Raw genomic sequence first — 11,913 nt, 5'->3', positions numbered from 1 at the left:
GTGTCGGTTTCGTCGGGTGGACAAAGCGAAGCGTGCCCACCATCGTCCTAGGTGATGCGGATGGTGGGCACGGCGCTAGGGCGCCTTTGCCCACCCTACGAGACCACGCATTGCGACGAGTCGATCGAGCCAAACGCCGAGCAAAATCCCCACCGCATAGGCCACTAAATTCCACAGCGAAAAAATTCGCCCCAGCAGTAGCGCGCCGGCCGTCGTCAGCCGGAACGCATCGAGCCACGGCGTGTGAACCAGCCGGGAGAACTCGACCACGATGGCGATCATCACCGCGATCGCCGCGATCTGCGTCCGAGTGAGCCGCGGCAGCAAAACCCCGGCCAGCAGAAGCACCATTGTCGCCCACAAGATCGAGCCACCATACTTCACGACGAAGGCGGGCAGCCCGAGCGGAAAGCCGTACCAGCGCAAGGAGAGTCCGCAGACGATCACCCCGAGCGCGAGGGCGGCGCGGATCAGGGATGTCCGTAACAGCGCAACAGGTTTATCCGGCTGCGCTCCATGCATTGCTCGCTCCATTGACTCTTTGCCTGCGATGCTGAAAACCGCCAACCAGCCCACAAAAGCAACAACCCCGGGGGGAGCCATGAGCCAGACCACCACCTATGCCGGTTCCGCCGGCGCTGCCAGGAACGCCAGTAAGAGCGACATTGAGACCTCGACCATCCGCGCCATCTCCTGGCGCCTGATTCCGTTCCTGGTGCTGGCCTACTTCTTCTCCTATCTCGACCGCGTCAATCTCGGCTTCGCCGCGCTGACCATGAATGCGGAGCTGAAGTTCACGCCGCTGATCTTCTCCTGGGGCGCCGGCATCTTCTTCATCGGCTATTTCATCTTCGAGGTGCCGAGCAACCTCGCGCTGGAAAAATTCGGCGCCAGCCGCTGGATCGCCCGCATCATGGTGACCTGGGGCATCATCTCGGCGCTGATGGCGCTGGTCAGCGGTGTCACGAGCTTCTACGTCCTGCGCTTCCTGATCGGCGTCGCCGAGGCCGGCTTCTTCCCGGGCATCATCCTGTATCTGACCTATTGGTATCCGGCCGAATATCGCGCCCGCTTCCTGGCGGCCTTCGCCATCGCCGTGCCGGTCTCGACCGTGATCGGCGCGCCGGTCTCGGGCCTCTTGCTCGGGCTCGACGGCATGATGGGGCTGAAGGGCTGGCAGTGGCTGTTCATCATCGAGGGCATTCCTTCGGTGCTGCTCGGCCTCGTCACCTGGTTCTATCTCACCGACCGACCGGAGAAGGCGAATTGGCTCTCGGCCGAGCAGAAGGCCTGGCTCAAGGCCAAGCTCGATTCCGAGATCGCCGCCAAGCAGGCGGTGAAGCATCCCTCGCTCGGCCAGGCGCTGTCGTCGCCGAAGGTGATCGCGCTCAGCCTGATCTATTTCGGCTTCGTCGGCGCACTCTATGGCATGCAGTTCTGGCTGCCGCAGATCGTCAAGGCGTTCGGCCTCACCAACGCGCAGACCGGCTTCATCACTGCGATCCCCTATCTGTTCGGCACCATCGCCATGATCCTGTGGGCGCGGCATTCGGATGCGAGCCGCGAGCGCGTGATGCATGTCGGCGCGCCGCTGCTGCTCACCGCCGTTGCGCTCGGCATCTCCTCCTATCTCACCGACCCCACCCTCACGATGGTGGTGCTGACGGTGGCCGCGATCGGGTGTTCTGCTGCTTCGGCGTGTTCTGGACCCTGCCGACCGCCTGGCTGTCCGGCACGGCGGCGGCCGGTGCCATCGCGCTGATCAACTCGATCGGCAATCTCGCCGGCTTCGGTGGGCCGTACCTGATCGGCTGGGTCAAGGAAGCCACCGGCCAGACCTCGACCGGCCTGCTCGTCCTCGCCGTCCTGCCGCTGATCGCCGGCCTCCTGGTCTTCGTCGGCGGCCACGACAGCAAGCAGGAGTTTGCTGAACGGGGGCGGTAACGCGAGCCTTGTAGGGTGGGCAAAGGCGTGCTCTTCGCACGCCGTGCCCACGATCTTCCCTTATGGAGACCCCCTCCTGGTGGGCACGCTTGCGCTTTCACCCTACGATAGCACCTTCTTAGGCCTCAGCCGCCCAATCCTTACTACCTCTTCACGATCACAGATTCCTGATGACTGACGATTATTGACTTTTATCAGTGATTAGTCGACATTCCTCTCATTCGAGATGCAGGAGTGTCCTTCGATGTTCGTCCGGTCGGTTTTGTCCAGCTATTCCAGGCTCTTGGCGGGTGTCTCGCTGGCTCTGATGGCCGCTGCGCTGGCCGGGTGCAATGACACCGTTGCCGAGAAGGCCGAGCCGCCGCGGCCGGTTCTGGTCGCAACCGCCCATTATGATGCCGAGACGCCGGAGCGGAGTTTCGTCGGCACCATCAGGCCGCGGATCGAGAGTGACCTCGGCTTCCGCGTCGCTGGCAAGGTCGCAAAGCGCTTGGTCGAGGTCGGCCAGACGGTAGAGGTTGGTCAGCCGCTCGCCACCCTGGACGAGGTCGATTTGAAGCTCCAGGCCGAGCAGGCGCTGGCCGAGCAGACCGCCGCGACCGGCGTGCTGGCGCAGGCCGCCGCCGCCGAGCAGCGTGCGAAGGACCTGAAGGCCAAGGGCTGGACCACGGACGCGCAGATGGACTCGAGCCGCGCCGCCGCGGATGAAGCCCGCGCCCGCCTGAACCGCGCCGAGCGCGCGCTCGAATTGAGCAAGAATTCCCTTTCCTACGCGACGCTTGTTGCCGACGCCCGTGGCGTCGTCACCGCAACGCTGATCGAGCCCGGCCAGGTGGTCGCCGCGGGCCAGGCTTCGATCCGTGTCGCCCGCTTTGCCGAGAAGGAAGCGGTCGTCGCGATCCCTGAGACGCTGGTTGGACGCGCCAAGTCGGGCGTCGCCAGTGTCACTCTTTGGTCCGAGCCGGACAGGAAGTACACGGCCAAGCTGCGCGAGATCGCGCCGGCGGCCGATCCGGCCACGCGCACCTATCTGGCAAAATTCTCGCTGCCCGAGGCCGACGACAAGGTCGCGCTCGGCATGACCGCGACGCTGACGCTGTCGGATGCCGCCACCGAGCGTGTTGCGCGGCTGCCGCTGTCGGCGCTTTTCAACGAAGGCGGCAAGCCCTCGTTCTACGTTGTCGACGATAACGGCGCGGTCACGCTGAAGCCGGTCGTGGTGAAATCCTACGAGAGCAACGACGTCGTCATTACCGGCGGCGTGGAGGAGGGCGCCAAGATCGTCGCCCTCGGCGTGCAGAAGCTCGATCCTAGCCAGAGGGTGCGGATCGTGTCGTCGCTGTCTTTCTAAGTGTTTTTGAGTTCGTCGTTGCAAGGCGAGTTTCGGCCCGAGCGCAAATGCGAAGGCTGAAGCGGCGAAGCGATCCAGAACCTGCCCAGCCCCCTGGATTGCTTCGCTGCCTCGCGATGACGCCTTGAACAGAGTGGCTGTCGTTTTTGGCAATTGGATCGTCTTTCGGAGAGTGCGATGAAGCGCTTCAACCTTTCGGCCTGGGCCGTCAGCCATCCGACGCTGGTGCTCTTCCTGATGATCGTGCTCGGCGTCGCCGGCTTCTTCTCCTATGAGAAGCTCGGCCGCGCCGAGGATCCGTTCTTCACGGTGAAGGTGGTCAACGTCTCCGTGATGTGGCCGGGCGCGACCGCGCAGGAGATGCAGACCCAGGTCGCCGATCCCATCGAGAAGAAGATCCAGGAGCTGCCCTATTTCGAGAAGGTGCAGACCTATTCCAAGCCCGCCTTCACCGCGCTCCAGGTGACCTTCCGCGACAACACCCCGCCGAAGGACGTGCCTTATCTCTTCTACCTGCTGCGCAAGAAGCTGGTCGACGTGCAGGGCCAGCTGCCGTCCGGCATCCTCGGGCCCGTCGTCAATGACGAGTTCTCCGACGTCGATTCCATCCTCTACATGATGACCGGCGAGGGCGCCGACTATGCCCAACTGAAGAAGGTCTCGGAAGGCTTCCGTCAGCGTCTCTTGAAGGTGCCTGGCGTGACCAAGGTCGACGTCTACGGCAATCAGGACGAACGCATCTTCGTCGAGTTCAGCCACGCCAAGCTCGCCACGCTCGGCATCACGCCGCAGGCGCTGTTCGATTCGCTCGCCAAGCAGAACAACGTGACGCCGGCCGGCACGGTCGAGACCTCGTCGCAGCGCGTGCCGCTGCGCGTCACCGGCGCGCTCGATGGCGCCAAGGCCGTGGCCGAGACGCCGGTCGAGAGCAACGGCCGCGTCTTCCGCCTCGGCGACATCGCCACCGTCACCCATGGCTATGTCGATCCGCCGAGCTTCGTCGTCCGCCAGGAAGGCAAGCCCGCGATCGGCATCGGCGTCGTCACCGCCAAGGGCGCCAACATCCTCGATCTCGGCAAGGAGGTCGAGAAGGCGACCAGCGAATTCATGAAGGCCGTGCCGCAGGGCATCGACGTCAAGCTCATCGCCGACCAGCCCAAGGTGGTCGAGCACGCCGTCGGCGAGTTCGTGCACTCCTTCATGGAGGCGCTCGTCATCGTGCTGTTCGTCTCGTTCCTGGCGCTCGGCTGGCGCACCGGCATCGTGGTCGCGCTGTCGGTGCCGCTGGTGCTCGGCATCGTCTTCGTCGTCATGAATACGATGTCGCTCGACCTGCATCGCATCACGCTGGGAGCGCTGATCATCGCGCTCGGCCTGCTCGTCGACGACGCCATCATCGCGGTCGAGATGATGGTGGTAAAGATGGAGCAGGGCTGGGACCGCATGCGTGCGGCGTCCTTTGCCTGGGAATCAACTGCGTTTCCGATGCTCACGGGAACGCTGGTCACGGCCGCTGGCTTCCTCCCCATCGGCTTTGCCAATTCTGCGGTCGGCGAATATGCCGGCAGCATCTTCTGGATCGTGGCGATCGCGCTGGTCGCCTCCTGGTTCGTGGCGGTGATCTTCACGCCCTATATCGGCGTCAAGCTGCTGCCGGAGATGAAGCACCACAACCACGATCCGCACGCGGTCTACGAGACCCGCATGTACCGCGGCCTGCGCGCCATCGTGCAATGGTGCGTCAACCACCGCATCACCGTGGTGGTCGCGACCGTCGGCGTCTTCGTCGCTTCGATCGTCGGCTTCGGCCATGTCCAGCAGCAGTTCTTCCCGCTGTCGGAGCGGCCCGAGCTGTTCCTCCAGCTGCGTCTGCCCGAGGGCACTGCCTTCAACGTCACCGAGAAGGCTGTGAAGAAGGCCGAGACGCTGCTGAAGGACGACAAGGACATCGAGACCTATACGTCCTATGTCGGCCAGGGCTCGCCGCGCTTCTGGCTCGGCCTCAACCCGCAACTGCCGAACGAGGCCTTTGCCGAGATCGTCATCGTCGCCAAGGGCGTCGAGGCGCGCGAGCGGATCAAGGCCAAGATCGAGAACGCCGCTGCCGAGGGCGTGCTGACGGAGGCGCGCGTCCGCGTCGACCGCTTCAATTTCGGCCCGCCGGTCGGCTTCCCCGTCCAGTTCCGCGTGATCGGGCCCGACGCCAACAAGGTGCGCGAGATCGCCTACCAGGTCCGCGACGTCATGCGCCAGAACAAGAGCGTCAAGGACGTCCAGCTCGACTGGAACGAGCAGTCGCCCTACCTGAAGCTCGTCGTCGACCAGGACCGTGCTCGTGCCATGGGCCTGACCCCGCAGGAGGTCTCGCAGGCGCTGGCGATGCTGATCTCGGGTTCGCAGGTCACGACGGTACGTGACGGCATCGAGAAGGTCGGCGTGGTCGCCCGTGCGATCCCGTCCGAACGCCTCGACCTCGGCGGCGTCGGCGACCTCACCATCACCTCGCGTAACGGCGTGGCCGTGCCGCTGCAGCAGATCGCGAAGATCGAATATGCCCACGAGGAGCCGATCATGTGGCGGCGCAACCGCGACATGGCGATTACCGTGCGCTCCGACGTGGTCGACGGCGTGCAGGCGCCCGACGTCACCAACCAGATCACGCCGAAGCTGAAGGCGATCAAGGACAACCTCGAGCCGGCCTACCGCATCGAGCCGGGCGGCGCGTTCGAGGAATCCGCCAAGGGTAACGCCTCGATCTTCATCCTCTTCCCGGTGATGGTCATGGTGATGCTGACGCTGCTCATGATCCAGCTGCAGAGCTTCTCGCGCCTGATCCTGGTGTTCCTGACCGCGCCGCTCGGCATTGTCGGCGCCTCGCTCGGGCTCAACGTCGCCAATGCCCCGTTCGGCTTCGTGGCGCTGCTCGGCCTGATCGCGCTTGCCGGCATGATCATGCGCAACACCGTCATCCTGGTCGACCAGATCGAGACCGACGTCTCGCACGGCCTGACCCGGCGCGAGGCGATCGTGGAGGCGACCGTCCGCCGCGCCCGTCCGGTGGTGCTGACGGCGCTCGCCGCCATCCTCGCCATGATCCCGCTGTCGCGCTCGGCCTTCTGGGGCCCGATGGCGATCACCATCATGGGCGGCCTGTTCGTCGCGACCTTCCTGACGCTCTTGTACCTGCCGGGCCTCTATGCGCTCTGGTTCAGGAAGAGCCTGGACGAGGCGGGCACCCCCGAGCAGCCTGCCGTGCCGCAGCATGGGAGCGATGACCAGCACGCAATTCCGCTTGCTGAAGCGGCTGAATAAGTGAGAAGTAGTGCTGAATGACGAGTCCTGACAGATGACACTGGTTGCGGAACATATCGAAGGCGACACCCGGGATCGTATCCTTGAGGTGGCCGAGCGGCTGTTCCGCCAGATCGGCTATCAGAAGACCACGGTCGGGGACATCGCCAAGGAGCTCAGGATGAGCCCCGCCAATGTCTATCGCTTCTTCGAATCGAAGAAGGCGATCCATCAGGCGGTGGCGCGGGGCTTGATGGGCGAGGTCGAGCTGGAGGCGCAGCGGATCGTGACCCGGCCCGGCCCGGTGCTCCCGCGCTTCCGCGAGCTGCTCACCACCATCCATCGAATGAACACCGAGCGCTATGTCGGTGACAACAAGCTCCACGAGATGGTCGCGATCGCGATGGAGGAGGACTGGGACGTCTGCGTCGCTCACATGGAGTGCATTGCGGGCGTGATCGGCCAGATGATCGCGCAAGGCGTTGCCTCCGGCGAGTTCGAGGCGCCCGACCTGCAGCTCGCCTCGCTCTGCGCCTGCACCGCGATGATACGCTTCTTCCACCCCCAGATGATCGCCCAGTGCGCCACCAAACCGGGCCCGACCATCGACCAGATGATCGATTTCGTCATCGCGGGTCTGTCGCCGCGCCACTGACGGGCGGAGCCGTTTCTTCCTATAAGCAGGCCGACCGCTCCGGGCTGACCGCCGCGTGGCGGCCCAGGACGGATCGTCAAACTCCGCCATTGCGAGCGTAGCGAAGCAATCCAGGCTGTCTCCGCGGACGGATCCTAGATTGCTTCGCTGCGCTCGCAATGACGAGCAGGGGAAAGCCAGCGTGACCGACAAAGAGCTTTATTTCTACGAGCCCTCCAAGGGGCACGGCCTCAAGCACGATCCCTTCAACGCCATCATCGCGCCGCGGCCGATCGGTTGGATCTCCTCGCGCGACGCCAGGGGCCACGTCAACCTCGCGCCCTACAGCTTCTTCAACGCCTTCTGTTACGTGCCGCCGATCATCGGCTTCTCCTCCACCAACTGGAAGGATACGGTCGAGAACATCCAGCAGACCGGCGAGTTCGTCTGGAATCTCGCCACGATGGATCTGGCGAAGCACATGAACGCGACCGCCGCGCATGTCGGCCCCGAGGTCGACGAATTCGAGGTCGCGGGCCTCACCGCCGTGCCCGGTCGGCTCGTCAACGTGCCTCGCGTGGCTGAGAGCCCCGTCGCCTTCGAATGCAAGGTCTCCGACATCGTCCGTCTCAAGGGCGCTGACGGCAAGGAGGCCGACGCCTGGCTGACCCTGGGCGAGGTCGTCGCCGTCCACATCGACAAGGCCATGATCAAGGACGGCATCTACCAGACCGCCGCCGCCCGCCCGATCGTCCGCGCCGGCCGCCGCGGCGATTATTTCGAGATCAAGCCGGAAAATATGTTCGAGATGGTCCGGCCGGATTAGGAAGGCGCCTCTCCCTATGCCGTCATTCCGGGGCGCGCCGCCAGGCGCGAACTATGATGCGCAATTGCGCATCAGAGAATCCGTTCATCCACCGACGCTGCCGCACGATGGATTCCGGGTTCACGGTTCGCGCGCCCCGGAATGACTCGGGGAGCCATTCAGCCCCATTCCCCCTCCTGGAACTGCCCTCACGCCCCGGCCGTTATGGTCGGGGGCGGCCGCCCGGCCGCGTCAATTTCGCAGGCGAAGTGTTCGCCTCCGCCAGCCCGTTTCCGCTAAAATGCCCGGCACCGCGCCGATGCATGAGGTCCGCCATGAGCTTCCGCCGCGACACTCTGACGAAGCCGATCTTCACTCTCGCGCGCGGCGTGCTGCCGGCGATGTCCGATACCGAGCGCGAGGCGCTGGAGGCCGGTGACGTCTGGTGGGACGCCGATCTCTTCACCGGCAACCCTGATTGGTCGAAGCTGCTGAAGGTCCCGCAGGCGAGGTTGACCGCGGAGGAGCAGGCTTTCCTCAATGGCCCCGTCGACGAACTCTGCGCCATGCTCGACGAGTGGAAGATCTTCTGGGAATGGCGCGACCTGCCGCAGGACGTCTGGCACTTCGTCAAGCGCGAAAAGTTCTTCGGCATGATCATTCCGAAGGAGTTTGGCGGCCTCGGCTTCTCGCCCTATGCGCATTCCGAAGTCGTGCGGAAAATCTCGACGCGCTCGATCGCGGCCGCGGTCACGGTGATGGTGCCGAACTCGCTCGGCCCCGGCGAACTGCTGATGCGCTTCGGCACCAGGGAGCAGCAGCAGCGCTGGCTGCCGCGCCTCGCCGACGGCCGCGACATTCCCTGCTTCGGCCTCACCAGCCCCGAGGCCGGCTCCGACGCCGCCTCGATGGTCGACACCGGTATCATCTGCAAGGGCGATTTCGAGGGCCGCGAAGTCCTCGGCCTCAGGCTCAACTGGCACAAGCGCTACATCACGCTCGGCCCCGTCGCGACGCTGCTCGGCCTCGCCTTCAAGGCCTATGATCCCGATCATCTCGTCGGCGATCAGGAAGAGCTCGGCATCACAGTGGCGCTGATCCCGACCAATCTGCCCGGCGTCGAGATCGGTCACCGTCATCTGCCGTCGATGCAGGTGTTCCAGAACGGCCCGAACCGGGGCCGCGACGTCTTCATTCCGCTCGACTATGTCATCGGCGGCGAGGCTCGGCTGGGGCAGGGCTGGAAGATGCTGATGACGGCGCTCGCCGCCGGCCGCGGCATCTCGCTGCCATCACTCTCGGCCGCCGGCGCTGCCTTTGCGGCGCGCACCACCGGCGCCTATGCCCGCATCCGCGAGCAGTTCGGCATCTCCATCTCCAAGTTTGAAGGCGTCGAGGAGCCGCTCGCGCGCATCGTCGCGACCGCCTATCAGCTGGACGCCGCGCGGCGCCTGACCTGCTCGGCGCTGAATGCCGGCATTCATCCTGCCGTCATCTCCGGCATCATGAAGCTGCACGCGACCGAGCGGATGCGGGTCGCGATCGACGATGCCATGGACATCCACGGCGGCAAGGCCGTGATCGACGGTCCGCAAAACTATCTCGGCAATCTGCATCGCGCCGTGCCGGTCGGCATCACGGTGGAAGGCGCCAACATCCTGACTCGTAATCTGATCGTGTTCGGGCAGGGCGCTATCCGCGCCCATCCCCATCTGCTCGACGAGATGAACGCGCTGGCCGACACCGATCGCGAGCGTGGCCTCGCCGCGTTCGATAAGGCGTTCTGGAAGCACGTCGGCCACAGCTTCCGGACCCTGTTCCGCGCGTTCGGCCGGAGCTGGACCTTTGGCGCCTTCGCGCCTGCGCCGGACGCGGGCGATGCCACGCCCTTCTATCGCCAGCTCTCGCGTTACTCCGCCGCCTTCGCGCTCTGCGCCGACATGGCGCTGCTGACGCTCGGCGGCGCGCTCAAGCGCAAGGAGATGCTGTCGGCGCGGTTCGGCGACATCCTGTCCGAGCTCTATCTACTCTCGGCGGTACTGAAACGCTGGCAGGACGAGGGCCGGCAGAAGGAGGATTTCGCCGCGCTGGAATGGTGCATGGCAACGGGCTTCCGGACTATCGAGAACCGGCTCGCCGAAATCCTCGCCAATCTGCCGAACCGCTTTGTCGCAATCTTCCTCAAGCTCGTGGTCCAGCCGTTCGGTGCCCGCGTGCTCGGCCCCTCCGACCGTGTCGTGCACCAATGCGCGAGCCTCGTGCTGGAGCCCTCGGCGGCGCGCGAGCGTCTGACGCCGGATCTGGCCCAAGTCGATGACAACGGCGGCTTTGCCCGGCTGGAGCGCGCGTTCAAGCTGGTCGCAGGCACGGAGGCCATCGCCAAGCGCATGCGCGCGGCGCATGTCCGCGACTGGAAGGAAGCGGTCACCAAAGGCGTGATCACGCAGGCTGAGGGCGAGCAGGTTGCCGCGGCCCGCGACGCCGTCACCGAGGTGATTGAGGTCGACGATTTTGCGCCGGAGGCGCTGTCGCCGATTTACAAGAAATCCAGCGACGTGCATCAATTCTTCCAGGAACTCGGTGAACAGAGGGCGGCGAGCTGATGGCACGACCGGTTTTCATCGTCGACGGCAGCCGGACGCCGTTTCTGAAGGCGCGTTCGGGACCCGGGCCGTTCACGCCGGTCGATCTTGCCGTGCAATGCGGCCGGCCGCTGCTGGCGCGCCAGCCGTTCGCCCCGACTGACTTCGACCAGGTCATCCTCGGCTGCGTCAACGTGATCGCGGACGAGATGAACCCGGCCCGTGTCGCCGCGCTGCGGCTCGGCATGGGCGAGGACATGGTCGCCTTCACCGTGCAGATCAATTGCGGCTCCGGGATGCAGTCGATCGACACCGCCTATCGCTACATCCGCGAAGGTCATGCCGACATGATCCTGGCCGGCGGCACCGAGGCGCTGAGCCACGCGCCGCTGGTCTGGCCGAATTCCGGCGTGCGCTGGTTTGCCGGCCTTGCCACCGCCAAGGGCGTGGCTGCGAAGCTCGGCGCGGCCTTCAAGCTGCGCCCGCGTTATCTCAAGCCGATCATCGGCCTCGAGCGCGGACTGACCGATCCCGTCACCGATCTGAATATGGGCCAGACCGCCGAGGTCGTCGGCCATCTCTTCGGCATCACCCGCGCACAGTCCGATGCTTACGCCGCCGAGAGTCATCGCCGGCTCGCGCATGCGCAAGACGCGGGTTTTCTCAAGGACGAGGTCGAGACCGCGTTTTCCCGCGACGGCAAGTTCTTCGACCATGACGACGGCGTGCGCAAGGACTCGACGGCCGAGACGCTGGCAAAGCTCCGGCCGGTGTTCGAGCGCCCCTGGGGACAGGTCACCGCCGGAAATTCCTCGCAGATCACCGATGGTGCCTCCTGGGTGATCCTGGCCTCCGACCAGGCGGTGGCCAAGCACAAGCTGACGCCGAAAGCCGTCATCGTTGACAGCCATTGGGCTGCGCTCGATCCCAGCATCATGGGCCTGGGTCCGGTGATGTCGGCGACGCCGCTGCTCCAGCGCAACGACCTCACCATCAAAGACGTCGAGACCTGGGAGCTGAACGAGGCTTTTGCGACGCAAGTGCTCGGCTGCCTCGCCGCGTGGAAGGACGATAAATTCTGCCGTGAGATTCTCGGCCTCGACGGCGCAGCCGGCGAGATCGACCACGAAAGACTGAATGTCGACGGCGGCGCGATCTCGCTCGGCCATCCCGTCGGCACCTCCGGCAACCGGATCGTGCTGCATCTCGTCAACGCGATGAAGCGGCTTGGCACGCGGCGCGGCGTTGCCACCGAATGCATCGGCGGCGGGCTCGGCGGCGCCATGCTGATCGAGGCGGTGTGACC

The 11,913-nt window shown here is 65.1% G+C and carries 7 protein-coding genes and 1 pseudogene; 7 read left to right on the top strand and 1 reads right to left on the bottom strand.

The genetic code is table 11. The features are described from left to right. Positions 1-75: 75 nt before the first annotated feature. Entirely contained in the window at positions 76-522 is a 447-nt protein-coding gene (locus XH85_RS35815) for a ribosomal maturation YjgA family protein (protein ID WP_164934425.1), read from the bottom strand. A 79-nt stretch (positions 523-601) separates the two neighbouring features. Between XH85_RS35815 and XH85_RS35810 the strand changes: the two are divergent. The 7 genes and pseudogenes from XH85_RS35810 (at position 602) to XH85_RS35780 (ending at position 11,911) form a co-directional block, all read left to right on the top strand. Beyond that, a pseudogene (locus tag XH85_RS35810) lies at positions 602-1,944 on the top strand (MFS transporter). Between the two features lie 244 nt (positions 1,945-2,188). Continuing rightward, the gene (locus XH85_RS35805; protein ID WP_128935659.1) at positions 2,189-3,295 is read left to right on the top strand and encodes an efflux RND transporter periplasmic adaptor subunit; all 1,107 of its coding nucleotides are present in this window, start codon (positions 2,189-2,191) and stop codon (positions 3,293-3,295) included. 177 nt (positions 3,296-3,472) lie between these two features. Then, the gene (locus tag XH85_RS35800) at positions 3,473-6,607 is read left to right on the top strand and encodes an efflux RND transporter permease subunit (RefSeq protein WP_128935658.1); all 3,135 of its coding nucleotides are present in this window, start codon (positions 3,473-3,475) and stop codon (positions 6,605-6,607) included. 34 nt (positions 6,608-6,641) lie between these two features. Then, positions 6,642-7,241 (top strand): TetR/AcrR family transcriptional regulator, encoded by a 600-nt coding sequence (locus XH85_RS35795; protein WP_028160320.1) that lies wholly within the window; start codon positions 6,642-6,644, stop codon positions 7,239-7,241. 181 nt (positions 7,242-7,422) lie between these two features. Then, entirely contained in the window at positions 7,423-8,046 is a 624-nt protein-coding gene (locus XH85_RS35790; RefSeq protein WP_164939185.1) for a flavin reductase family protein, read from the top strand. A 314-nt stretch (positions 8,047-8,360) separates the two neighbouring features. Then, positions 8,361-10,628, top strand: coding sequence for an acyl-CoA dehydrogenase (locus tag XH85_RS35785; protein WP_164939186.1), 2,268 nt, complete (start codon positions 8,361-8,363; stop codon positions 10,626-10,628). Then, positions 10,628-11,911, top strand: a complete 1,284-nt coding sequence (locus XH85_RS35780; RefSeq protein WP_128935655.1) for an acetyl-CoA C-acetyltransferase — start codon at positions 10,628-10,630, stop codon at positions 11,909-11,911. Before XH85_RS35785 ends, XH85_RS35780 begins: the two co-directional genes overlap by 1 nt. Positions 11,912-11,913: the final 2 nt, after the last annotated feature.

The sequence above is a fragment of the Bradyrhizobium zhanjiangense genome (assembly GCF_004114935.1).
In the GTDB taxonomy this organism is placed as follows: Bacteria; Pseudomonadota; Alphaproteobacteria; order Rhizobiales; family Xanthobacteraceae; genus Bradyrhizobium; species Bradyrhizobium zhanjiangense.
This window is presented reverse-complemented; position numbering and strand designations above follow the sequence as displayed.